This is a genomic window from Pyrobaculum islandicum DSM 4184, assembly GCF_000015205.1.
Classification (GTDB): Archaea; Thermoproteota; Thermoprotei; order Thermoproteales; family Thermoproteaceae; genus Pyrobaculum; species Pyrobaculum islandicum.
This window is the reverse complement of sequence record NC_008701.1, coordinates 1342475-1365944: the sequence shown is the minus strand read 5'-3', so window position 1 is coordinate 1365944 and position 23470 is coordinate 1342475. Positions and strand designations below refer to the sequence as shown.

The window sequence follows — 23470 nt, the reverse complement described above, 5'->3', positions numbered from 1 at the left end:
CAAATTTTGAATTTATTAATATTTTATTATTATATATTCGGCCTATGCTCATAGCCAGAATTCTCCTGAGTTTCCGTGCAGCACAGCACATGTCTAAACATATTATCCAGTTTATTAATTACCTTATTCCAATCAAATGCCGAGGCAGTATCCAAAGCATTTTTGATGTATTTAAAATATAATTCTCTATTTTTATACCAAATATTTTTGAAAAATTCTATAGCATATTTTATGTATTCTTTGTCAAGTGGGACTCTGAGCCCATTATAGAAGTTTCTTACGTATTCTCTGGGTCCCGGGATGTCTGTGGTGACTGCAGGTGTGCCGCAAGCCATTGACTCAAGCGGCACTAATAGGAATTCTTCGTACCCATACCTAGACGGGGCTACAGTTATATGCGATGTGCTATACATTTCTATGAGCTCTTTCTCTTCGCACCATTTTTTCCAGTGGACGTTGTCGTATCTTGACGTTAGGAGCTCTGCTACGGTTGCGAGGGAGCCGTCGCCGCAGATTAAAAACCGTATTTTCTCTCTGTCTCTTATATTAAGTACATGGATAGCCTCAGCAAGCATGTCGAACCCCTTCTGGTATTCTAGCCGCCCTACGAACAGTACGGTGAAGGTCTCCGCCTTTTCGCGGATAGGTCTAAATTTGTTTAGGTCAACGCCAGGCGGAATGTAGTATATGTTTTTGTAGCCTAGCGACTTTAGCCAGTTAAGCCGTTCTTTGTTGAGCACATGATGTGCGTCGAAATGCCTGCTTACTGTTAAGTTGATTGATGTGTGGTAAGCCATGCGGGCGAATCCGCCGACGTTGTGAAAGGTGCCAAGATAACCGCTTATAACCCTCAGACCTTTGAACTTTCTCGCTAGATACGCCAAGAGCTCGTTTGCAGCGAATGCGTTATTGAAATACAGGAGTTCGGCGTCGCTTAATGTTTTGAAGAACTTTCTAAGGTCCGTCGGGATTGTGAACGGCTTGTCCGCGTTGTTCAGTTCGACGAGGTTCACGTTCGGCAGACTTAGAAAACGACTCTTTGCTTTCGCATCTCTAACTCTCCCGGCCTTTGTAGTGATTACCGTAATTTTGTATCCTCTGGCGCTGAATCTGCTGACCGTCTCGTATAGCCACCTCTCAAATCCGCCCCCATAGCCAACATTGAGCACGCTGTATATGGCCAAGCTAATGCCCATGTTCAACCAAGCGGCTATAGACCTCTATTGTTTCAAGCGCAGTTTTCTCCCACGAAAATCTGAGGCTTCTCTGGTATCCCCTCTGTGATAGCTCTTCTCTAAGACCGCGGTTTGTGAGGACGCGCAGAACCTCTCCTGCGATTCCCTCTACGTCGAAGGGATCTGTGAGGATGGCGGCGTCCCCCGCAATCTCCGGCACTGAGGCGGCTTTGCCCGCCACCACTGGCGTCCCGGAGGCCATCGCCTCTAGCACCGGTAGCCCGAATCCCTCTAGGTAGGCGGTGTGGACGTAGACGTCGGCCGCATTGTAGAGCAACGCGAACTTCCGGTCGTCTACCCTGGTGTAGAGTACATTGTCTGAAAGGCCGAGCCTCTTTATTAGCCTTGCCGTGGGTCTCTCCATGGGGCCCACCCTTATGAGCTTCGCCTTGGGCATCTTCTTCACAACTTCTCTGAAGGCCCTCAGCAGTGTTGGTATGTTTTTTCTCGGCTCCTCGGTGCCTACGTTGAGCAGTATTGGCGTGGTGGACGGTAGGCCGAGCTCCTGCCGTGCCCAGGCCTTATCCCGCGGCTTGAAGAGGTCGTGGTCGACTCCAAGCGGAATTACCTTTCTTGGAATGTGCGACAGGTAGCTGGGCAGGCTCATCTCTGTGAACTTTGAGTCTATGATAATAAAGTCGGCATATCTTATATTACTGAATGCTCTGATTGCCAGGAGAATGTCGCCTAGCTCTCTCCGGTAGAAGGGGATTGTGTCGAATACCGTGACTACAACTTTGGCGTTGGAAGCTTGTTTTATCTTGGGAATTAACTTAGTAAGATAGCCGTTGTTTGTAATATGATAAATTTTACCAGAGTTGAAAACTATGTTGCTTATACGTAAATAATTCATATATAAAACCAAGCCGCCTAGGTGTATCTTCCTGGCCACATTATAGTTTTTGTCAAACAGATAACTCTCTAGCGATATCATGGCTATCTTGTAGCCCAGCTTTCTGGAGTAGCGGTAGAGCGAGTAGGCGTATCGCCCGACGCCGCTGTGCGGCGGGTTGTTGTTGACCAAGACTACCGGTAGCTCGACCACTCTCTCAGCAGTTGAGCCATGGTCTTTGCGCTGGCGTCCCAACTGTATCGTTGGGCTACTCTGTACGCGTTTTTGCCCAACTTCTCTCTTACCTGCGAGTCTATGAGTAGCAGAGTTATGGCTTGGGCTAGGGCTTTGACGTCCCCCGGTCTCACAAGGAGACCGGTCTCGCCGTGTATAACGGAGTCCCTTAGCCCCGGCACGTCGTAGGCGACTGCCGGCGTTCCGCAGGCGGCGGCTTCGGTGATTGTGAGCCCCCAGCCCTCCTTTGTGCTGGTGGAGGCGATGAGCCAGGCGCTCTGCATCCACTTTATCTTCTCCTCCTCGGTTGCTCTGCCTAGGAACTCTACGCCGTCTGTGCCCAGCGATCTGGCGAACCGTTTTACCTCCGGCTCGTGGTCTCCCGTGCCGATTATCACAAGCCTGGCGTCTCTGACCTCTCTTTTGACCTCTCTGAAGGCGAGGAGGAGGTGCTCCAGGTTCTTGTACCGCTTTATCCTCCCCACCCAGAGCACCGTGGGGATGGGCGACTTGGGGCCCGGCCTGTATTTCTCTAGGTCGACGCCTGGTGGTACGATGTGTATTTTGTCGTGTTTTACTATTCTCTTCAGCTCCTCTCTTGTCGATTGGGATATTGTGATAAAGTGTTTGTATAATTTTAATGTCTTTTCTAGCTGTTTTACCACGTATGCTAGTGGTTTTGTTAATTCCATATCTACCACATCTTGGTGTATATGATAGACCAAAGCGATGACTGGCGTTTTTGTAACTAGGGGGGAGTACCAGGGTACTGCATGAGCTACGCTGTCTATTATTAGATCATATTTACTGCCATATTTTTTTACGTAGAGGGGTGCTTTGATGTGTATAGTTGCTTTATCGCCCATTCTTAAAATCTTTATACCGTCTAGTTCTTCTTTTTTTGGTAACCCATCTATTTCTTCGCTTATTAGGGTTACCTCATGGCTCATTTTAACTAGTCGTTTTGATATTTCGTGTATATAGGTCTCTGCGCCGCCGGCCTGTGGGTGTCTGGGGTCTCTGTGGTTTATCCAGAGTATCCTCATCCCCTCCTCAGCAGGTGTACTAGGATGAGCTCCACGGCGGCGCCCGCGAGCCAGGCGGTGGGCATGAGTGCTATGGCGTCTTTGACGATGGTGGCGGCGGCCTCCGAGGCGGCTATCTGGGGGAGGCCTAGGTACCTCCGGAGAAGGGCCCATCTGCCTAATATGCTTATCCCAAGCGCGAATATCCCGAGCGCCGGCGAGGCGAGCTTCGCCGCAAGCGCAACGACGAGGGAGACGGCTATGTACCTCGGGGTGAACCAGCCCGTCTCGTCTAGCACCTGGTGTAGGTACTGGAGTATCCATTTGGGCTTGAACTTGCTCTCGCCGACCGTCCTGTACCTCTGGGTGACCTCCACTTGCTCGTAGCTGGCGATTCTGCACTTCGTCAGTATCTCCAGGACGGGCTTGATCCTCGGCTTTATGTCGCCTAGGCACCCCGCGATCGCCTCCCTCCTCACGACGTACATCTCCGTGGTGGGGTCCTTTAGGCGGCGCCACCTGGGGAACAGAAGCTTGGCCAAGAGGCGGGCGCCCCAGCTTATGGCTCTGCGGTGGAGGGGCCTCGCGTCTCTTCTGTAGCCCAGCACTATGTCCACGCCCCCGGCCCTCTCCAGCATCTTGGCTAGGTCCTGGGGGCTGAACTCCATGTCGGCGTCCAACACGGCGATCCAGCGCCCGGACGCCTCGCGGAAGCCGTCTATTAGGGCGCCGGGCTTGCCCCCTGGGGTCCTCTGCGCCACCACCTTAAGCCTCAGCCCCAGCCTCCTGGCCGCCTCCGACGCCTCCTCCACCGTGCAGTCGGTCGAACCTCCGTCGACAAGCACGACCTCTGCCTCAGGCAGCCACCTCTTCACCTCCTCCAGGACTCTGCCTACGTTTCCACACTCGTTTAACGTCGGCACTACTATGGACACTAGGGGAGCGGCCACGCCGCGATCCTCGGCCTCCACCTCCCGGGGGTGTTCAATATCTGTAGCCCCAGCGCGAGCGCCCTCTCCTCGTCTACCTCGACCCCCCTCTCCCTGGCCGCGGCCCTCCCCAGGGCTATTGCCTTTAGGCGGAGAGGGGTCACGAGCTGCATGACCTCGTCCATGGCCCTCTGGAGGGCGGCGAGGAGGGTCTGCGACTTTATCCTCCCGCCCCTCCTCAGGAAGAGGATGGCGGCCTCTATCAGCGCCCTGGCGGTGGGGCTCACGAGGCGCCAGACGCCTAGGCGCAGCGCTCTTGCCCTCAACGCGACTAGCCTCAGCCCCACCGCCAGCGGCATACCGTATTGAAGGTGGGGGTTTTTTAAGTTTGACTGTATATAGATGTATAGGCATTTTATCATTTGTTAACTGCGTAGGTTGCTTACCTCCGTGTAGACTTTTAGTGTTTCTTGCGCGGCTTTTTCCCAGCTGAATTTTTGTGCCTGTTCTATTCCTCTTTTTGAAAGCTCTTTTCTGACCCCCTCGTCACTTATAATGAGGTGGATTGCTTGGACTAGTTGGTCGATGTTGTATGGGTCTACCGTAAGCGCAGCGTTTCCTACTACTTCAGGTAAAGAGGATGTGTTCGAGGTTACTACAGGTGTGCCGCAGGCCATAGCTTCGAGCGGCGGTATTCCAAATCCCTCGTATAAGCTTGGATATACAAATACGTCGGCTAAGTTGTAAAAGAGCGGTAGGTCTTCTCTATCAACGTAGCCTATATATACGACTTGGTTTGAAAGTCCTAGTTTGCTTATAAGATTGAATATAGTATTATACATCCACACCTTTTTGCCGACGAGGATAAGCCTATGTTTTATGCCCATCTTTTTCTTAAGGATGTAGTATGATGCTATAAGTCTTTCAACGTTCTTCCTAGGCTCTAGTGTTCCAACGTAGAGAATAAAGGGAGGCTCCACGCCATATTTTGTCTTGATGACCTCTTTTGCTTTTTCTTTTCGGGTAAGTGGCTTAAAGATATTATCAACTCCAGGGTAAATAACTCTTATCTTTTCAGAAGGACACTGTAAATACTTTACGCAATCGTTTAATGTATTTTTTGAAACTGTAATTATCATATCTACCTTTTTTACCACACGCTTAAGTAATAGCCGCCACTTTAGTATATAATCCGTTGGAAGATATCTAAAAAGCGATGGTATTAAATCGTATATTGTGAGAATTTTACGTACAGAGGATATGTAGAAAGACGGTGTAAGTGATGGAAGAAATTCGGTAAAGTGGATAACATCTAATTTGGTTTTCATCAACATCCGAGGCATAAACAATAGAGATAAATCGTATTGGAGAAATCTGATCTTGGGCAACTGTAGAGGAACTACTGTAGCGGCAGTTTCTGTTAATAACTGTTCTATATTTTTTATATTATTTTCTTGAAGAATTAGGTAAAATATATATTTATCATTAGCAGTTTTTAATATTCTTGAAATAATATTAGTTGTAACTATGTCTATACCTCTTTTATCAGGCTTAGTTAAAGACCAAGCAGTTATACCAATTATCATACATTTATGTTTGTTGGACTTTGACACATTTAATCAAACCTTCATGAGGATAATTAGTAGAATACTTTTTAAACCATTCTTCATTTAATAATGAACAACTGTAATCAGCTTTTAGTTTATCTAAAAGCATCGTCACTGGCTTGTTTACCTTATATTCATGGTACTCAAAAATTATCTCATTAAACATTTTAATATCTCTATAGTTGTTAAGTATTATATCATATTCACATCCTTCACAATCCATACGAAGTACAAAAACTTCATTATTAACATTATTTTCAGTTATTTTTACTAAATAATTATCGATAATATCACGTAAAGTTAATACATGAATATTCCCATAATTTTCTGGTTTGTAATACAATGTAGAAACTGAATCGATGTCTTGATTATTGATAATCATCGATTCTGTAAACCCTTTTTTGCTTCCTATTGCTGCGTTTATTGGTATAATTTTATCATTTAAATTATTTAATTCAATATTTATTAACATTTCTTTGAATGCACTTGGATTTGGTTCAATTGCTATTACTTTTTTAGCTCCTTTATGTATAAATAAAATTGGAGTGTCTCCAATAAACGCACCTATGTCAATTACTATCTTATTATTTAATTCGATATCTTTATAAAGATTATAAACAAAATTTTGTACAATAGATGCTCTTATATGCTTGAATTTTATATTATCTTTATACCAATAACCTTCTTTAGAATATCTCCATCCGTGTATAATTGCATCTAGGACCCAGTGTCCTATTGCAATTTCTTCTGCCGGCACTTCGCTTCCATCGCTAAGTATAACTGAACCATTGTCGCAGGAGAAGTCTTTGAAAAGCTTATTGCAATAACCAAGTATTATTCTTCCATATGCGCTTAATGGAATCTCTATCTTATTTCCGTTTTTGCATATAATTTGAATTTTGTCCGCTTTTACTATATTTAATTTATAAAGGTAGAATTTTATTCCAGCTGATATCCAGTTCTTGAATAATTGATTTGAACAAATATAGAGTTTAAATGTATTAAACATAGCAAATTCTGTTTTCCTGTTTGAGGTAGTAGTTGAGCTGGTCTCTCGCTATGTCTCTCAGCGTCTTGGTTATGCGGAAGCCGAGCTCCTGTATCTTCCTGGTGTCCGCCAACAAGATGGGGACTTCGGCGGGTCTGAAGCGGGCTTGGTCGAACTCGACTGTTATCCTGCCCTTGTCTGTCTCCACTACGATGCCTTTGTCCTGCGGCTCGTATTCGAGCTGCTCGTCTAGCATGAGCCTGTCCACCTTGGTTTTCCAGAATCTGACTCCGAAGGCCGGCGATTCGTCGGGCTGGGTGGGGTCGTCCACCCTCTTCCCGCCTGCCAGCGCCTCTATCCTTCTGACCTTCCAGCCGGCCTCCTCCAGGGCGATTAGGATGTACGTCAGCACGGAGTTCGTCCTCATGGAGCCTTGGTTGTAGACCTCGCCGGGGGTTCCCCTCTCCGCCAGTAGCATGTAGCCGGCGACGATGTCCTCCACGTGGGACCAGTCTCTGAAGGCGTTGACGTTGCCTATCTTTATCCTGTCCGCCTCGCCCATCTTGAGCTTCATGACTTGGCACGCCACCTGGGCTGTGACGAACATTATGCCCCTCCCCGCCCCCTCGTGGTTGAAGGCTCTGCTGACGATTGTCCTCAGGCCGTATACGGCGTGGTAGGTCCTCATGAGGTAGTCGCCGTGTACCTTGGAGGCGGCGTAGGGGGACATGGGCCTGAGGGGGTTGGTCTCGGCTATGGGGAGCTCTGGTATCTTGGCGGGGGGTGGGTGGACTGCGCCGTATTTCTCCAGGGCTCTTTTGTACTGCCTCTCGCTGGATATGACGAGGCCGTACTCCTCGCTGGACCCCGCGAATACTATGACTGGGTTTGTCTTGTCCCTCATCCTGACGGCCTCCAGGAGGTTCGCCGTGCCCATTGTGTTTATCTCAAGGGTCTCCAGTGGGTGTGTGAAGGAGCGGGGTACGAAGGACTGGGCGGCGAGGTGGAATATGACGTCTGGCTGGGCTTTGTCTATGGCCATGGCGAGGCTTGTGATGTCTCTCAGGTCCCCCTCTATCAGCTTGACGCCGCCTGCGACTCCTCTGTCGACGAGGTTTTTGGGGAGCGTGCCGTCTGCCCTCCTCTTGACTAGGCCGTATACTTCGGCGCCTGCGTCTATCAGGGCTTTTGCTAGGTAGGAGCCTGCGAACCCCCCGACTCCCGTGATCAACACCCTCTTTCCCTGCCAGGTCATGGCCCGCCTCCCGGCCTGGTTTTTAACATTTTTTCTACCTCCTCTAGGTCTTTGTGTGTGTCTATGGAGCGCCAGAAGGCGTCTTTGTAGACCACGGCCCTCAGCCTGCCCTGTTGGGCTAGCTTGGGGAAGAGGGTCTCCTCTATGTTGCCTCTGTCGGGGAGGTCCCTTAGCGCCTCCTTCCTGATGGCGTAGACGCCGGCGTTGATGTAGTGCTCCAGCACGGGCTTCTCTCTGAAGGCCAGCACGCGGCCTTCGCCGTCTACCTCCACTACGCCGTAGGGGCTTCTGAGGGGGACGAGGGCTATGGCGGCGTCTGCCTTCTCTAGGGCGGCGGTCAGCGGCCTTATGTCTATGTCTGTGATTATGTCGCCGTTTAGCGCGATGAATATGTCGTCTGTGAGGTAGGGGGCGGCGTTTTTTATGGCACCCCCGGTGCCGAGGGGCTCCTCCTCGACGCTGTAGAAGAGGCGGACGCCGTATTTCCGGCCGTCGCCCAGCGCCTCGAAGATCTTGTGGCGTAGGTAGCCCACGGCGAGGACTATGTCTGTGACGCCCTGCCTCTTCAGCCACTCGATCTGCCACACGAGGATGGGCTTCCCGGCCACGGGCACGAGGGGCTTGGGCACCTCGTTGGTGAGGGGGGCGAGCCTCCTGCCGAATCCGCCCGCCAGAATCACCGCCCTCATGTCGTTAAAAACTCTCCGGTTTTTATCTCTTCCTCCGGCACAAGCCCCGGCTCAGAACACCGGGAGTGCCCCTCGGCGCTTCCCCTTGCGTGGCTTGTCGCGCGGCCTCCTTTGTTGACGGTGATAGAGGGGGTTCCCCCGGCCCGCGGTGGGGGGCCGCTGGGTGTGCGTGTTTCTGCGGCTTGGGGGTTTCGGCGGTGGTCTTGGGGGTCTTCTGCCTAATCGAAAAGCGTAGCACATCGTCAGCCAGGCCAAAAGCGCCAAACAGACCTTCGATAAGTCTATGGCGATGAGAATCAACGCCAGCGCTATGCTGATCACTAGCATAATATCGACATTGACGCTTATGTTGATAATGAGCATCGTGCTTTTGTATCTTCTGCTGTAGGTGTCTTGCATATTGGACCTTTTAATTTAAAAACCTGGAGAGTTGAGTCTCGCCGTTCTTTTGAGCTGTCCTGGCGGGGCGGGAGCTGGTGGTGGGTCGGCCAAAGTGGACTCCTCCCGCCGATTCCTCGCCGAGAGAAAACGATGGAGAAAAATAGCGAATTTCTCCATCGTTTTCTCTCGGCGTTCAATTGTTCTGTGGGAGAACTATGTCGAATTTGGGTGGTTTGTCGGGTCATTTCGCTTTGGCCTGCGCAGTTGTGGATTTCTGGGGGGTTGGTTGTTGGGGGTGCGTTCTGGTCGTTGGGGCGCTTTTGCAACTGTGTGGACGTGTGTCTATGGCGGTGGCCGTGGTCGGGGGCTGTTGAGCCCCGTGGGCTGGGGCGCAGGGAAATAGAAAGCTTTCTACTGTTCTGTATTAGAGACTCTAATACAGGATAGTGGAAAGCTGTTTGACGTTGGGAGTTTGTCGTTTGTGTGGTGCTGTTTGTGTTTTTGGGCGTCGCTTGCCGTGGTGGAGAGTGCCGTCTCTCGGCGCCGGGTGGTGGTTGCAGGTGGGCGGCCGTGGGCTTAGGATTTTCCGTGTGTGGGGCTTGTGTTGTGGGGGCTTGGGGTTAGGCGGGTTGGTGGGGGTTTGCCTAGCGGGATCGTTGAGTCTAGGAGGGCTTGGCCAATACCCTTTGTGTCTCAATTTTCGTGCTGGTTACACTTATGTCTTGAAATTAACCCAACTGTCGGATTCAGCGACTCTGTGTTGATAAACGGCTAGGAGGTTACCTGCTGACTACGGTATTTGTCTCTTTCGCTGTCAGTAGGGGTGTTAGGCTGGTGTATCCGTGTTCGTGGAGAATTGCTGAGGGTTACAAGAAGATGATAGCGCCGCATAGGTTCGACAGACACCGAAGATATTAAAATATATCGATTGCGACAGGAGAAGGTTTAATTATCTAGAGGAGATTTAATGAGTGTATTAAGTAGTGGTTATACAGCCTTGGGGACGGGGATGTGGGGGTTGGCCTGGGGTTGTGGGAGTGGCATATGCTTGTCTGTGTGGTGGTTTGCGTCGCGTCTGCGTCGAAACGCGCGAGGCCGCTGGTTTGTGGCCGGCGTGTGCCGGGTGTCGTGGATGAGGAAGGCGTAGCGTGCCGGCCCGTCTGGCGGTGGGGGGTGCGGCGGCCGTCGAGGTGTGTCGGATGTGGGGGAGGCTGTCGGGGGCCGCCGGCTTTCATGAGTCTCTGTCCTGACCGGCTTGTTCTACTATGTTGAGCAACTCCCGTGGGGTTATGGCCTTGATCTCTTGTGCTACTTTTTCTGCGGCGTGTAGCAGGCGTGTGTCTGCTGTCACCAGGTATATGTGACGTGTACAGTGGGTTGCCAAGGCGGCGATTGCCAGTACTTCTTTGTCATCGTCGTCGTCCACTAGGCTGTCTATCTTGCCCCAGAGCTGTGGGTGGCTTTGTTTGATGCGTTCCGCGGCTGTTCGTGCGATTACATGCAACTTTATCTTTACCCCTTCCAGCGGCTTCTGTTTGCAGTGCCGCGCTTTGGTGTCGGCCACTTGTAGTAGTTCTTTTGCCGCTCTTTTTATGGAGGATTGTAGTTTTGGTAGCGGCTCGTGTAGTGATCTTCCGAGGACAGTGTAGGCTGTCTTTATGTACTTTCTTGACATGTACCACACGACGTCGAGGTGTGGGAGAGTCTCTCCGAGTTTCCGTATTGCGTTTTTCTCTTCTTCAGGCTTGTCGCCGCATGGTATGAGTGCAGAGTGGTCTAGCACCAAGTGTATCATTAGAACAGCATCGAGACTACTCGTTCGACGTCTGGTAGCTCCTCTATTGTCCCGTCTTCGTAGACGCGCAGCTCTCTGACTCTCGTCCATGGGTTTTCGGCGCTTCTCTCAAAGTAGTACACTGCCACGTGTTGCGTCTCGAGGCTTTTGTCCTCTACGGCCTTGAGGAGGGCTTTTATGGCGATGTCGCTGTGTGTGGTCATCACAACTGTTAACTTCTTCTCCACCGCTCTGGCCGCGATGTGTTTAACTAGGTTTATGGTGGTGATGGGGTTCTTGTGTATCTCGGGCTCTTCGATGACTAGGAGGCTGTCCTCGCGTGCCGCGTCGACGAACTGTTCGATTATGGCGGAGTCTGCAAAGCCGTCTGGCGCCAGGTCGAGGGGTAGCTGGAGCTTCGTGATGAAGGGATCCACGTAGCTGTAGGCGATGAGGCTGAGCAGGGGCATCACCTCCTCGACTAAGGTGCCTATGCCCATCTCGCGGCGCCTTACGAAGCCTCTGCCGAGGTAGAGCTTTGTCAAGTCTTCGAGGAAGAAGTACAGCGGCGGCATTACGGGGATTGTCTTCAAAGTCTCGAAGAGGCTTGACGCGAGTGCGAGAAACGGCCGAGTCTCCGGGTGTTTGCTCATAGCTTCTCGTATCTTGGGGATTAGTTGCGACAGTCTTAAGAAGCTGAGTCTCTGCGAGGGTAGTAGATAGTGGTCTCTCCACGGCTTGGTGTTTGGCGTCGCCGCGTTGTCTGGGCTCTGCGCCTCGAAGCGCGCTCCACCGGCCTCGACTATGACCGGGTAGAATCTCCTCGCTCCGTCGCTTCTAACAACGCCGTCTAAGCTAACGCCGTATAGCTGGGCCAGAACCTTGTTGACGTCTCTCCACTCCGGTTCTGAGATCTTTGCCAGGAAGTAAGCTGCGTAGGCTAGGCTGGACTTCCCGGTGGAGTTCCCCCCGATGAAAACCGTCACCGGCCTCAGGGAGACTCTGGCCTCCTCTATACAGCGCCAGTTTTTGACGTACAGCTCCACATCCATGAATACGCCTTATTATAAATCTTTATATGGGCTCGCCGCCGTCTGCGCTCCTATCCAAGCCCGTCGATGTGGCGTTGTCGGCGCGGTGGGCGTAGTAGGCGCCGGAGGCGGCGCCTTAAACATGCCGCCGCTGGTTGCTGGGCGTAGCAGTTGAGGCATGTAGATCTGCGGAGGACCTATTGCGTCGGCAACCCCCCGGCCTTAGCGTTGGGCTGTGGCGGGGCGTGCGCATGGGAGGCGGGTGGGGGTGTGGAGACCGCCTTGGAGGGCTTTGGGTATAAGCTTAAAAACGGCGGAGTGGCGTCGGTTGTGGCTTTGATTGTTGAAAGCCCTGTGAGAAGGGGCTATGTGATGAGGGGCGGTCTTTCGCAGATGTTTCTAGAGGTTGACAGAGTGGTGAAGAGGGCAGAGAAGGGCTTAAATAGCAGTGCGCTCCATACGGCGGGTCGGCCTGCGTGTAAGATGGCCCTGGCGGGGGGACACCCCGCCACGATACCCGCCCCAGCCGCGGTCCACTAACCCCGGGCAACGGCCGAGACCCCGGGAATCCCGCCCTTCAGGGCGGGGAGGGGGTCATACCCCTCTCCCTAAATGAGGGGCTCTGCCCCGATCGGGCCTGTCCCGAGCGCTCGCGGAGGGGGCCGTGCCGTTGCCCCCATGCCCGATGACTCCACGCCAGAGACAGCTGGACTGTCGGTGAAGGCGCGGGCGAGGAGGAAGTCCCTAGGCGCGATTAATCAAATTGCCAACAGTGACCGCCTAGGGACAAGCGGTTAGGCTTATTTATTTTCGCAAAAATGGACATATGGGAGGGCATGCGGCCGCTGTTGGGGGCCTTGGGCTTGTGGAGAAGATGGTGCTCTATGTGGTTCACAGGTTGGGCGGGGCGTCGCTTGAGGAGATAAACGCCGCTGTGGCCTATGCCGTGTTGGTTGACGGTGGGAAGCTTAGGCCGGTGGAGGACAGGGCTCTGCTCAAGAGCCTCGTCATCACCAGCGCCGGCTGGATCATAAGGGGGGTCAAAAAGAGACTGCGCTTGCTGTCGTCTCTCGGCCTGGTGGCGCTGGAGGGGAGATACGTGAGGCCCCGTGCCGCTGTGGAGGGGCTTGAGGCAGACCTGGCCGGCGTGCTTGACCGACTCAACGGGGCGCTTGAGGTGCTGAGGGCCGGCGGGGTTGGGCGGCTTGTGGAGGCGCTGGACGGGGCGACCGGCACCGCCATCGCTAAGTGCGCCCTGGTTGGCTGGAGTGCCGCCAGGTACGTGAAGGCGCTTAGGGTGCTCGACGAAATAGCGAAGGAGTATGGAGATAGGTTTGCGTCGGTGCCGACCAGCCACGAGTTCGAGAAGCTGAGGCGCAGGATTAAGGAGCCCTCCATCTCCTAGGCGTGTCTCTGCCGTCTCCGGTAGTGAGGAGGTTTTAGGGAGCTAGACCATCGACGATGTAGACTCTGCCGCAAAAGGCTGTTGGATGCAGATAGGTTAGCGCTGTTTGATACAGCCGGGTGGCGTGGGTCAGGGCTCTGCGGAGGGCTGCGCAGCCAGACGTCTTGTCCGTTGACTCCGCACCGGAGAGTCGGCGAGGGGGTGGGCTGGGAGAGGCCCCGCCTTAGGCGGGTCGTGTGTGGTGGGTTAAGTCAAATTAATCGATATTAGCTGTCTGATCTGATCCCAAATCTCGGCCAATATGAGTTTGGCCTCGCCCTCCCACTTGGCCTTGTCTTTGAGTGCCCCCATCCTGGCCCACACCGGTATGTTTCTGACGAACTGTGTGAGTTTTCCGTGTCTGGCCATCCTATCCACTGCGCCGCTTCTAATCACTATCGTGCCCTCCTTGTCTGGGTTGGCGAGGTCTAGGGGCTTGGTCGCTACGACGAGGGCTGGGAGGGCGTCTATGCCGAGCGCCGCCATTAGGTCGCGCACGACATTGGGGAACCTGCTTGAGTCTAGAATTACGACGTACACGTCGCTGTTGTACCTGGCCAGTCTGTAGAGCTCCAGCTCGACCTCCTTATAGGTCTCGGGCAGGGCGTCGAAGGGCGCGTTAATGAGCCACAGTATGTAGCTCGAGTATTCCGCCTCCCCAACCGCTTCTCTGAACTTCCTGAGCCTCTCCGGGTCGGTCTCTACACTGTATGAAAACGCCACGAGCTGGCTGAGCTCAGCTCTTTTTGCCGCCCTTTTCAGCCCTCCTACGATGTCTTCCAGCTTTTTCACAGATTCTGTGAAAATTGCGAAGGGTGCCGTAGCTATGTCGTAGTCCGACGCCGCTTCCGTGATTTTATACAGTCTCGAGTCGGCTCTATCGAATTGCGCCGCCGCCTCTCTGGATATGGGCTGGGTAGGGGGTGGCGTCCATCGGACGTAAACGGAGCTTCTGGGTTTTTCCATGAAGTAGCTCGTTGCGGCAGATTCGTAGAGCACCGTCATTGCCTGGGGGCGCTCGGCCATGGTCACTCGCCGCCGGCCGTGGGTCTCCACTTTACCTTGTTGGCCCAATTGACGACGTATATGGGTTCGCCGGATTCCGATCTGTATTTTAGATTGCGGACGACCATCAACGCCTCGGCCTCGACCCTAACGATAAATTTTGAGCTGTCTATCGACGCCTCAGCCTCCTCGAACGCAGGTTCTTGACTCTTTATTTCTACATACTCCCATCCATCCGTGGGAAGTATATCTGGCGAGATCACGGGCTTATCAGCTACGGCCTTCCTCAATTCTTGGGGGACCTCCGCGATGCCCACGCCTCCGATGACCTTAACAGCTAAGTTGGCGCCGAAGGGCGAAAAGCCGCCTATCTTTTTGACATCCACTATTGCTATACGTAGAATCACGACGGTGCCGTCAGACAGCACAATTCTACCAATGCCGTGCTTAACGACTTTTACAGGTGTGCTCATCACATTACATTGGCAATATTTTTAAAAATGTTGCAGGCTCTGCTGAAGGCGATTCTGCAAGTCGCCGCGGCTGGGAACGAGCTCCTCTGCGGCGCCGGCCCCCGTGCGGGCGCCTCCTCGTCCTAGGGAGGCGCTCCTCCTGTGAAAACCACGCGGGCTCTCAACGCAGCACGGGGCGGTTTTCTACAGTATCTTATCCCAGGTCTGCGGTTGAGGAGTGCGAGGTAGAGCAGTTTGTTGTCCAGCGCCCCGTGGGCCTCCTCCAGCCTAGCCGCGGCGTGTGTAAGGTCTGGGTGGACGAGTTCGACGAGCTTGAGTAGCTCGTCTTCTATCTGGCCGGTGGCTGTGTCTTCTTGGCCTCCCTGCTCTATCACGTGGATTGGCAACCCAAGCGGGGGTATGACAGTAGTGCCGCCGCTCTCGGCGGGGGTATAGCCCAGCGATTGCAACATGTCCTTAATGGCCTGTGTGGGCCTCTTGTCTCTGTCGGCGGCGATTACAATATGTGTAGCGGTGTCTCTGAGCGCCTCGGCTAGTTCGCGTCTCTTGAGTAGGAGCTTTAGCGTTTCTTTGATGTTTTCTACGCCGCTACAGTTGCACATCGCTACCTGCCTCACCTTCAGGCATTTCTTAGAGGTGCAAGCAAGTCTCTAAGCTTCTCTGGGGCCTCGCCGCAGTTTGCCTCCTGTGCCATGTATACCCTCTTCAGTAGGGTGTAGTAGAGGATCTCCTCTGTCTGTCCCTCTAGCAGAGGCCTCAATTTCTTAGGTCCCACCCCAATTTCTCCAGCGCCCTCCATGTCTCGTCGAGTGTGTACTCTTCGGCGTGGAGTGCCCCGTTGTCTAGGGCGAGTCTGAAGACCTTGAGACTTTTCACTCCCTTCTCCCTCGCTTCCTCTGTTATCATCTTGATGAGCTCTAGGCTGTGTGTTGTGACGAAGATCTGGTTGCCGCGGTCGATGTGGGATCTCAAGATGGCGTTTGCGACGATCTTCATGAGGCTGGGGTGGGTGTGGAGCTCAGGCTCTTCCAACAACACGGCGGCTCCGCTTGGCGTTAAGGCCTGGATCAGGAGCATGAGCGCGTATCTTACGCCGTCGCCTACGGCGTAGAAGGGCACTGAGATGTTTTCAAAGACCAGGTGGAGCACCCACCTGCCGTGGATGTAGAGTGGCGTCACCTACCCCGCCCTTAATGGCGGGGCTTGGGCCGTCCCCGCCCCGAGCCGTCCTCCCCGTGCGGCGGGTCGGTTCCCCCCGCCCATGCGGAAGTCGCCCCCACCCCCGCCGCGCGGATCACCGCAAGCGAGTCGGGTCGGGGACAGCCTCGGGCCGGGCGACGCGGCCCCCGGCGCCGGCTTCATTAGGGTACTCCCTTGCGGTTTCCCCCTCCCACCGAGCGCCGTACCCCCGGTCGCCCAGGGGCTGTCTGAATTAGCAAGATGACTTATAAACTTTTGCTTCTTTTTTATGGCATGGGAAGCAAAATCCTCACGTTCAAGGGGAAACTGAGGAGGGTTGGGAAATACGGCGCATCGATATACATCTATGCAGAACATGGAGGCAGAGAGTTGGAGAAGTACATAGGGAAGGAGGTCGAGGGCATCGTGATCGTCCATGAGGACTCTTAAGTTCAAGCTGAAGGTGGTTGAGACGGAGAAGCTCGACTACCTCTACGCCGAGTTCAACAGGCTTGTGCGGATACACCTAAATACCATCAGACAATCGCGCCTATATCTAAACCCCAACAAGAATGTACTACATAAGCTTACATACCACTGGGTTAGGTCGCTCACAGATCTCCACAGCAACTACGTGACTGCGGCTAGGGATCTAGCTCTCGAAATGGTGAAGGCGTCGGCTAAACACAGAGTGTTTCCACAGCCCGGCGAAGTTCCCGTCAGGTTGTTTAGGAACAAGACGTATAAGATCGAGGGGCGCAGAGTGCAGATTGTCACGAGACCAAGCGAATACGTAGTAGCCGAGCTCCTCGGTGCTGAGGAGTGGTTCAGCCAGTGGGACAAGGCCGAGGGGGCCCTCTTGATTAGGAGAGATGGCGAGTGGTATCTACACGTGGCAGTCGAGGATGGGGCTGAGCCAGCTGGAGAGCCGAAGTACTACGTGGGCATCGACTTCGGCATCGATAGGGTGGCGGTGGCTGTAGTCGACAGAGAGCGGCACATCGTTGAGAGCAAGCTCTTCCCGCTGAACGTCAGCGGATTGAGACTCTACCTCAGAAATGCCAGGAGAGAAATGCAGAGACGCGGCAGAAGCTTCAGAAGAGAAAGGGCCGTATTGAAGCTACTGTTGGAGGAGACCACTAGAGCCCTGGCGGACTACATAGCTCAGTTTGCGCCGGCGGAAGTGAGGATCGAATATCTCAAGGGGCTTAGGAGACGCATGTTGAGGGAGTACGGCGGCGACTGGAGATACGTCGCATCTACGGCGTTCTACAGATCTCTCTACCGCAGGTTGGCAGAAAAGCTGTCCCGCTACGGCATAAGGCTCGTCGAGGTGTCTCCTAAAGACACGTCGACGGTATGTCACATATGTGGCAAAAGGGGTATTAGAGACGGAAGACTCTTCCACTGTCTACACTGCAATCTAACCACAGACGCCGACATAAATGCCGCAATAAATATCGCCAGAAGAGACCCCGCCCTAAAGGGCGAGGTTTCAAGCCCAAATAATCGGGATTGGTTATGACGTCGCTGAGGTCCTTGTACTGGGAGCGCAGTGCTTTGACCACCGACTCCTTGGCCGCCGCGCCCGCTTTGGCCACCATCCTGGAGTAGGCCTCCTCGGGCGAGCCATATTGATAGACGCTGTTCCAGTCGACAAATACCGCCTCATAAATCGGCCTAGGCCATTCTTCAGGGAAGATGTAGTGAAGCTTGCCGTCCTTGTCCATATAGAGTTGTGCCGCCTTTACGCCTCCTACGGTCTCCAGGTCAAGGGCGATGAGTTTTTCCACGTGTAGCCCTCTTTCTCTGAGCACTGGGATTGCACCGGCGCTAGGCATTCCTGGCTTGATTTTGAGCTCTGTCTTCTTTCCCTCTTTTAGCGTTGCAGATATGTGTATCTCTTTCTGCCCGTGGTAAAACAGCGTCTCTGCCGAGGCCAAGCCGAACCAGCCGCGCCTCTTCACGACGTAGGCCAGCCCCCTATGCTCGAGGGCCATGTAGAGCGCCTCTAAAATCGAGGATTTTCCAGTGCCGTTTCTGCCGACGAAGATGTTGACTGCGGCGAAGTCCCTTATACTGCCCCCCTAACGCCGCGGAAGTTCTTCACCTCCAGCTCTCTCACAACGCCAAAGGCTGACTTGCCCATGATACTACACGGCCCGGCCTTTATTATTGGGGCCCTTAACGACCTTACCACTCTCGTCTCTGTGGAGCAACCCCGGGATAGCCGGCGCCGCGAAGGGGGCCTAGGCCTGCTCTATGTCCCTCTCCTGGTCTTTAATACTGGTCTTTTGTGCGTGTAGTAATGCGGTGGCTTAAAGCAGATGACGATGTAGTTGGCTGTAGGCTTGGCTATGTTTTGGGGCGGTCTGGTTAGGGTGGAGACAAGGGGGAGACTATCTCTATGCCTAGTGCTTGTTTAATGTGATTTTTTATCTTTCCAAAGTCTTCTACATCGAAAGTCAAAAAGTATTTTATATCTATATTGCAGATTTTTGATAACATATAGACATATGCTAAATGTATTAAGTCTTTAAATCTTATAGTTAGCTTAGGTGTTAATTCTTCCAATAGTACTTTAAATATTTGGGGAACATATAGTGCATGTTTCCCTATCTCAAATTTCTCAAATTCGTAGAGATCTTTACAGTCAACGAACTTTATGCCCAGTCTTTCTTTTAACAATTCATATATTATTGCTATGACTAATTTACATCTATTTTCAGAGTTTGTAATTTTTTCAAGGTATTTTTGGATAGGGTCGATAAATTTCCATCTTCCCCCTCTAATCTTTCTACATATAGTATTGTACATTTCAACAAAGGTTATAGTTGAGCCATACAATGTATGTCTTTGATTTGCTATATTCTCCAGTATTTTCTGTGAGATAATGTGATTATGCTCTGAGACGAATAGATAGGAAATTAAGACGTTGGTGTCTATGTAGTACGTCATGTCTCCCATTCCTCTCTGACCGCCTCTACGGCGTCTATGGGCTCTTGCATGATTAGGAGTAGGTCCATTTTCGCCAGCGCCTTTCCTAGGTATGTGCCGAGCTCCTCGGGGGTTACGTCCATCTGGCCTGTCCAGTCGACGAATATGGGGATGTTTATTCCGTATTCCCCCAGCCGGTCTAATATATCCAGCCAGCTTTTCAGAGCCTCTCGTGCGTTGTACTCTAGGACTACGGCGATGTATATGCCTATTTTGTCGTCGAGGACGCTTCTGATACTGCTGACGGGGATTCTCATGGCCGTTAACACACGCCTTACTACCTCTACTACGGTGATTTCTGAGGCCGTCGGCGTCTCTGTCTTTGTTTCATAGCTAGATGGCGCTAGAGACGGTAAGGGCGTGGTTAGTACGTACGTCTGCGTACCAGCTGGGAGCAGATATGTAGGCGCCGGTTGCATAGCGGTTTTATGTATTGATCTCTAGAGAGCTGTATATTCTTTGGATGATTTCTCTCAGTATTTTGTCGATATTTTTTAGTGCATCTATTAGTCTCTCCTTTTTCTCTCTGTATATCACTACTACTTCGTAGTATGTTTTTTCATCTGACCAACTAGTCCACACGGGTCTTAGCTCTAGGTGGAACCAACGAGTAGAGTTTGGATCTCCGTCAGCGGAGACAAAGGCCATGGGCACAGCTAATAGGTCTATCCCTATGATGTCGCTTGTCTTTACCACTTCTGTAGGTCTGTTTCCACGGGCTAAAGCCTTGACTTGAAGCTCATATAGTAGAACGCCTTTCTTTGGGTCGCTCCCCACGTCCCTTAATATTTCTTCAACTTCGTGAAATACGGCAAGAACTTCATTATTGCTAAATCCTTCGACAACTAGACTTCGTCTACTGGGGTCGTACATTACGTATGTAGATCCTCTATAGGCGATAACATTAGGCGGCTCTATAAACGTTATATCATAACCGCCCAAAGCCCTCGGCCTAACCCTAGCGGTGATATAGCCTCTTCCACTAAGCCTAGCTAAAAGCTCAGCTATGCGTGGCTCAAGTAGCCACAAAGACTGCAGACCAACTCTCTCGATTGTCTCAACCTGCACTGTTAAGACTAGATTTTAAAATATAAACATGCTCCCTCGTTAGTGCATCATGGAGAGATTCGGCGTGTTGAAGCTGTATGCGGGTAGCCGTTATTTGATTTCTGGCTCTATGAAGTTTAGGATTTGGCTGAGGTCTGGCCTTTTTTGAGGCTGTCTAGTTTGAGCCCTGCCGTGTGGTAGAGGTCGTGGATGCATGTCCAGTAGTCGCCTTCGTGTGTGAGCTCTTGCCTGTGTTTCCATGCTAGGCACATGGCGAGGTAGGCCTTTGCTCTGCTGTATGTTGCCGTGCCAGCTGGCGTTAGGCGGTGGTGAGGCTGGTGCTTTTGAGGAGCTCGCTGTGGCGTCTATTTCTCGTCAGACCTCGGCCAGCTCGTTGGGTGGGATGAACCTTCTGTACCACCTCTGGAACTGCTGGGGGTCGCCACGTGCACCTCCACCGGCGCTTCCGTCCTTCTGTAGGCCTCCGTCATGATGTCGTATTTTCTCTCGACGGCGTTGATGACCCCCTCCCCGCCCTTAAGGGCAGGGTTTCCACTGTGGGGGTCTCGCCCGTTGCCCCTCGCCGGGGTTAGTGGGCCGCGTCGGTGCGGGTATCGTGGCGGGGTGTCCCCCCGCCAGGGCCATCTTACACGCAGGCCGACCCGCCGTATGGAGCGCACTGCTATTTAAGCCATTCTCTGCCCTCTTCACCACTCTGCCATGAAAAATAGATGGCTTAAACCCCGCCCTAAAGGGCGAGACTTGTTGTTTGCGTTGGTCACGACGAGGATGTCTATGTCGCTGTCTGGCGTCCAGTCGCCTCTTACGGCGCCGCCGAACACCACGACTCGGGCGTCGTCTAGGTGTTTACGCGCCTCTCTACATATCTCCGTGGCGTATGTCCTCCAGTTCTCTAGATACCTCCTCCGCATGGCCGCCTCTAGCCGCATGCCCTCTTCACTAGCTCTTTCGCAACTTCTAGAAGTCCCTCGGCGACGTCTCTGGCGTATCTACGTGGTAGATATCTGGCGCCTATGTAGACGTCTTCCACCACCTCGAAGGCGTATCTGTGCTCCACGTAGAGCTCCCACAGATCCGGCCTCGCCTCTTTAACCTCTCCAAAGAGCCTCCTCAGCAAGTGCGTATGTGGGAAGTAGCCCGCCTCCTTCGCCAGCATGTACCCGAGGTCCGCAGTGGGTGGCGGCGATGTCCACCCCAAGGTCGTCTTCGGCGGCTTCTAAAAAGGCGAAGGCCCTCTCTGGGGATCTCCACCTCTTCTCTACCCTCGTCTCGGCCGGGGGCCAGCTATTTATAGCTACAGCCGCGGCAGCCTTGGACGGCGTGCGGCCCGCACGCCGTCTATGCGCAACGGGAGGCATCGTGGCGTTTGACGGCTCGGAGCCCGGGCCCTTGGGGGGCGCCGGGCGGGCCGCGACTAAACCGCGGGGGTTTGTACAAGGCCTCCCCCGGCCGCCGGCGGGTCTCGCGGCCGTTTGGCTTTACGTCGAGTGTTGGGTGCCTTAGGCGGTGAGCTGTCTTTTCACCTCGCCTAGCGCCTTTTCCAGCTCTTCTGTCCACTTGACCCTTGTCTTTATGGCGTCGACCCGCCCGACCAGCTCGCGTATTAACGTGATGATGTCTCTCACCGCCTCCTCCCTAGAAGAGTACTTGGAGTACTCGCCGGCGGGGTCCGGCCCGTGGTACTGGTAGTCGTGGAGGTGAAGCGCTCTGTCCGTCCAGAGAGAAAGACCCACGTGGCCTACCTCCTCCAGCATTTGCGAAAGCCCCTTCATCCTCCCCGTCGGCACCCTGGGCACAGCCCTCGACACAAGCCAGCGTCTCTCCTCTTCGCTCTTTGCGGCGGCCTTGAGTCTCTCAAGCTCAAGTCTAAGCAACGCGGCGAGTAGAGCCCTCCACGCTTGGAAGGCCTTCCCAGCCGCATTCCTCACCAGGCCGCGCCGTAGAAACTCCAACGCAAGCCCAGCCTCCACAAGAGCCTCAAGAAGACGCGCCGTGATGTACCCCTTGTCGGTAGGCTTAGGAAGAGGCCTCTCCAGAACCTCCCCAGACACCACAAAAAGATACACAGTTTTTAAAAAACTTTAGAGCTCGATGTCTGGCTTTTGATCTGGGTATGGATGTGCTGTTATTATAACTAGGCATTCTTGTGTCTTTGCTGTGACTATACGAAGTGTTTTTCTCGGTATTTTATTATGGTCACGCGGCGTTCTTTTTCTACGTTCCTCCACCTCTCTGGGACTTCTATTGTTTTGCCGCTGTTGTAGATGTGAATCGCCTTTTCTTGGAGTAGGGTTAGAAACTCGGTTCCGACGTATTTCGCGATGTGATCCCAGTGTTTTGCGAGCAGGTGTTCTGTGGCTTCTATATTGCAATCCATCCGGTTATTGTAGATATTGAGACGCAGGGCTCGCCAAACGGCGTGATATAGCCCTCTGCCAGAGCGACTGCTATAGGTTCTACGTAGATCTGTATTGTAACTTCTCCAGCTTTCACGGTGGCTTTTGCCATCTTTTCGACTTTGAAGCCGGCGGGTTTATATGGCACATTGGGGGCGTTAGGCACATTAGGGGCGCATATGCCGAAGACAAAGCTCATCGGCTTGACCAACTTGGCTTTGAAACTGAGGTCAACGGCTACTACAAAGCCCTTCCCGACTTTTGCTATTTTGACGCCAGTAATGTCGTAGGTCAACAACACTCTGTCCTCTATTGTGATGGTGCCGGGCTCTTTCTCAACAATTGTTGCTTCTACGAGCTCAACCATAGATCCTGACGCCTGACTCCGCCAGTGCTCTGTCTACCTCGGCGGGGTCTCTGTCCCACCTCTCTACCTCTATGTCTATCCCCCATACGCCGTGGTCGTCGGCGTATATGACGAAGGTGCCGCGGCCTACGAGGACTCGCCGCGGCTCGCCGCTCCTAAGCCTCAGCCCCAGCGCCTCCGCCCGCCTGTCGTACCACACGTCAGCTACACCGGCGAAAGTTTGTCCCCCTACAAGCTCCATGGGGAACGGCGAGGCGTTCGATACAATGTTGTACGACATGGTGTCATATCTCCCCGGCTCGTACTTGACCACAGTGATCATGCCTATGGCTACGTTGTAATTTATAAATCTATCGACTGACTGTTGCTACTGAGGGCGGCCGGTGGTCGAGCAGAGCTCAGCTGTCGGAGTGGTGTCTTGCCGTCGAGCGCGTTGGTTTTTTGGAGCTTTGTCCGTGACGAAGTAGTCGATGAGTAGCTAAGAGGTGCGCCTTAAGAGGTTCCCGACGGGCTTTTTCTTCGCCAAACCCCACCTTTGGAGAGGATAAATTACGCCTATGC

General features: G+C 52.9%; 30 protein-coding genes. 4 read left to right on the top strand and 26 right to left on the bottom strand.

The annotated features are described in order from the left end of the window. Positions 1-29: 29 nt before the first annotated feature. The 11 genes from PISL_RS07690 to PISL_RS07635 form a co-directional block, all read right to left on the bottom strand. Entirely contained in the window at positions 30-1196 is a 1167-nt protein-coding gene (locus tag PISL_RS07690; RefSeq protein WP_011763228.1) for a glycosyltransferase family 4 protein, read from the bottom strand. Beyond that, positions 1186-2280, bottom strand: a complete 1095-nt coding sequence (locus PISL_RS07685; protein WP_011763227.1) for a glycosyltransferase family 4 protein — start codon at positions 2278-2280, stop codon at positions 1186-1188. The genes PISL_RS07690 and PISL_RS07685 overlap by 11 nt, the downstream gene beginning before the upstream one ends. Further along, positions 2262-3347, bottom strand: a complete 1086-nt coding sequence (locus PISL_RS07680; protein ID WP_011763226.1) for a glycosyltransferase family 4 protein — start codon at positions 3345-3347, stop codon at positions 2262-2264. Before PISL_RS07680 ends, PISL_RS07685 begins: the two co-directional genes overlap by 19 nt. Then, the gene (locus tag PISL_RS07675) at positions 3344-4261 is read right to left on the bottom strand and encodes a glycosyltransferase (protein WP_209319993.1); all 918 of its coding nucleotides are present in this window, start codon (positions 4259-4261) and stop codon (positions 3344-3346) included. The genes PISL_RS07680 and PISL_RS07675 overlap by 4 nt, the downstream gene beginning before the upstream one ends. Then, positions 4261-4614, bottom strand: a complete 354-nt coding sequence (locus PISL_RS07670) for a hypothetical protein (protein WP_053240439.1) — start codon at positions 4612-4614, stop codon at positions 4261-4263. The genes PISL_RS07675 and PISL_RS07670 overlap by 1 nt, the downstream gene beginning before the upstream one ends. 66 nt (positions 4615-4680) lie before the next feature. Beyond that, positions 4681-5841 carry a glycosyltransferase family 4 protein gene (locus tag PISL_RS07665; protein WP_053240438.1) on the bottom strand — a complete coding sequence of 387 codons (1161 nt, stop codon included), beginning with the start codon at positions 5839-5841 and terminating at the stop codon, positions 4681-4683. Between the two features lie 4 nt (positions 5842-5845). Next, a complete protein-coding gene (locus PISL_RS07660) occupies positions 5846-6871 on the bottom strand; it encodes an FkbM family methyltransferase (protein WP_011763222.1) in 1026 nt (341 codons plus the stop codon). Beyond that, positions 6864-8105, bottom strand: a complete 1242-nt coding sequence (locus tag PISL_RS07655) for a GDP-mannose 4,6-dehydratase (RefSeq protein WP_011763221.1) — start codon at positions 8103-8105, stop codon at positions 6864-6866. The genes PISL_RS07660 and PISL_RS07655 overlap by 8 nt, the downstream gene beginning before the upstream one ends. Next, on the bottom strand, positions 8102-8794 hold the full coding sequence (locus tag PISL_RS07650) for a nucleotidyltransferase family protein (RefSeq protein WP_011763220.1): 693 nt from the start codon (positions 8792-8794) through the stop codon (positions 8102-8104). Before PISL_RS07650 ends, PISL_RS07655 begins: the two co-directional genes overlap by 4 nt. Positions 8795-10406: 1612 nt before the next feature. Continuing rightward, positions 10407-10970, bottom strand: coding sequence for a hypothetical protein (locus tag PISL_RS07640; RefSeq protein ID WP_011763219.1), 564 nt, complete (start codon positions 10968-10970; stop codon positions 10407-10409). Continuing rightward, on the bottom strand, positions 10970-11995 hold the full coding sequence (locus tag PISL_RS07635; protein WP_167827664.1) for an AAA family ATPase: 1026 nt from the start codon (positions 11993-11995) through the stop codon (positions 10970-10972). Before PISL_RS07635 ends, PISL_RS07640 begins: the two co-directional genes overlap by 1 nt. A 255-nt stretch (positions 11996-12250) precedes the next feature. Between PISL_RS07635 and PISL_RS07630 the strand changes: the two genes are divergently transcribed. Both PISL_RS07630 and PISL_RS07625 read left to right on the top strand, forming a co-directional pair. Beyond that, positions 12251-12520, top strand: coding sequence for a hypothetical protein (locus PISL_RS07630; RefSeq protein WP_167827663.1), 270 nt, complete (start codon positions 12251-12253; stop codon positions 12518-12520). Positions 12521-12806: 286 nt separating this feature from the next. Next, positions 12807-13385 carry a hypothetical protein gene (locus PISL_RS07625; RefSeq protein WP_011763216.1) on the top strand — a complete coding sequence of 193 codons (579 nt, stop codon included), beginning with the start codon at positions 12807-12809 and terminating at the stop codon, positions 13383-13385. 246 nt (positions 13386-13631) lie between these two features. On the opposite strand, the gene PISL_RS07620 is transcribed toward PISL_RS07625, so the two are convergent. The 5 genes from PISL_RS07620 to PISL_RS07605 all read right to left on the bottom strand — a co-directional run bounded on the left by PISL_RS07620 (position 13632) and on the right by PISL_RS07605 (position 16081). Continuing rightward, positions 13632-14390 (bottom strand): hypothetical protein, encoded by a 759-nt coding sequence (locus PISL_RS07620; RefSeq protein ID WP_167827662.1) that lies wholly within the window; start codon positions 14388-14390, stop codon positions 13632-13634. 62 nt (positions 14391-14452) lie between these two features. Further along, complete coding sequence (locus tag PISL_RS07615; RefSeq protein WP_011763214.1) at positions 14453-14902, bottom strand: hypothetical protein; 450 nt, start codon at positions 14900-14902, stop codon at positions 14453-14455. A gap of 122 nt (positions 14903-15024) precedes the next feature. Then, positions 15025-15519, bottom strand: a complete 495-nt coding sequence (locus PISL_RS07610) for a hypothetical protein (RefSeq protein ID WP_053240435.1) — start codon at positions 15517-15519, stop codon at positions 15025-15027. A 2-nt stretch (positions 15520-15521) separates the two neighbouring features. Then, positions 15522-15701: a hypothetical protein gene (locus PISL_RS10985; RefSeq protein ID WP_167827661.1), complete on the bottom strand. Its 180-nt coding sequence runs from the start codon at positions 15699-15701 to the stop codon at positions 15522-15524. Beyond that, entirely contained in the window at positions 15659-16081 is a 423-nt protein-coding gene (locus tag PISL_RS07605) for an AAA family ATPase (RefSeq protein WP_011763212.1), read from the bottom strand. The genes PISL_RS10985 and PISL_RS07605 overlap by 43 nt, the downstream gene beginning before the upstream one ends. A 276-nt stretch (positions 16082-16357) precedes the next feature. Here PISL_RS07605 and PISL_RS10980 point away from each other — a divergent pair, with 276 nt between their 5' ends. Continuing rightward, a complete protein-coding gene (locus PISL_RS10980) occupies positions 16358-16531 on the top strand; it encodes a hypothetical protein (RefSeq protein ID WP_167827660.1) in 174 nt (57 codons plus the stop codon). Beyond that, positions 16518-17606, top strand: coding sequence for a zinc ribbon domain-containing protein (locus PISL_RS07600; protein ID WP_011763211.1), 1089 nt, complete (start codon positions 16518-16520; stop codon positions 17604-17606). Before PISL_RS10980 ends, PISL_RS07600 begins: the two co-directional genes overlap by 14 nt. Positions 17607-18155: 549 nt before the next feature. Here PISL_RS07600 and PISL_RS11555 read toward each other — a convergent pair. From PISL_RS11555 to PISL_RS07550, 10 genes are all read right to left on the bottom strand, one after another. Then, positions 18156-18281 carry a hypothetical protein gene (locus tag PISL_RS11555; RefSeq protein WP_280531758.1) on the bottom strand — a complete coding sequence of 42 codons (126 nt, stop codon included), beginning with the start codon at positions 18279-18281 and terminating at the stop codon, positions 18156-18158. A 176-nt stretch (positions 18282-18457) separates the two neighbouring features. Next, entirely contained in the window at positions 18458-19039 is a 582-nt protein-coding gene (locus PISL_RS07595) for a type II toxin-antitoxin system VapC family toxin (protein ID WP_011763210.1), read from the bottom strand. Then, the gene (locus PISL_RS07590) at positions 19036-19497 is read right to left on the bottom strand and encodes a hypothetical protein (protein ID WP_011763209.1); all 462 of its coding nucleotides are present in this window, start codon (positions 19495-19497) and stop codon (positions 19036-19038) included. The genes PISL_RS07595 and PISL_RS07590 overlap by 4 nt, the downstream gene beginning before the upstream one ends. Before the next feature lie 7 nt (positions 19498-19504). Next, entirely contained in the window at positions 19505-20146 is a 642-nt protein-coding gene (locus PISL_RS07585) for a hypothetical protein (protein ID WP_011763208.1), read from the bottom strand. 686 nt (positions 20147-20832) lie between these two features. Beyond that, positions 20833-21075, bottom strand: a complete 243-nt coding sequence (locus PISL_RS07580) for a nucleotidyltransferase domain-containing protein (RefSeq protein ID WP_011763207.1) — start codon at positions 21073-21075, stop codon at positions 20833-20835. Continuing rightward, complete coding sequence (locus PISL_RS11350) at positions 21066-21302, bottom strand: HEPN domain-containing protein (protein WP_245218352.1); 237 nt, start codon at positions 21300-21302, stop codon at positions 21066-21068. Before PISL_RS11350 ends, PISL_RS07580 begins: the two co-directional genes overlap by 10 nt. A 343-nt stretch (positions 21303-21645) precedes the next feature. Further along, positions 21646-22212 carry a PaREP1 family protein gene (locus tag PISL_RS07565; protein WP_011763205.1) on the bottom strand — a complete coding sequence of 189 codons (567 nt, stop codon included), beginning with the start codon at positions 22210-22212 and terminating at the stop codon, positions 21646-21648. Positions 22213-22307: 95 nt separating this feature from the next. Next, on the bottom strand, positions 22308-22523 hold the full coding sequence (locus tag PISL_RS07560; RefSeq protein ID WP_053240432.1) for a hypothetical protein: 216 nt from the start codon (positions 22521-22523) through the stop codon (positions 22308-22310). Continuing rightward, positions 22508-22909 (bottom strand): hypothetical protein, encoded by a 402-nt coding sequence (locus PISL_RS07555; RefSeq protein ID WP_011763204.1) that lies wholly within the window; start codon positions 22907-22909, stop codon positions 22508-22510. The genes PISL_RS07560 and PISL_RS07555 overlap by 16 nt, the downstream gene beginning before the upstream one ends. After that, complete coding sequence (locus PISL_RS07550; RefSeq protein ID WP_011763203.1) at positions 22902-23231, bottom strand: hypothetical protein; 330 nt, start codon at positions 23229-23231, stop codon at positions 22902-22904. The genes PISL_RS07555 and PISL_RS07550 overlap by 8 nt, the downstream gene beginning before the upstream one ends. Between the last annotated feature and the right edge of the window lie 239 nt (positions 23232-23470).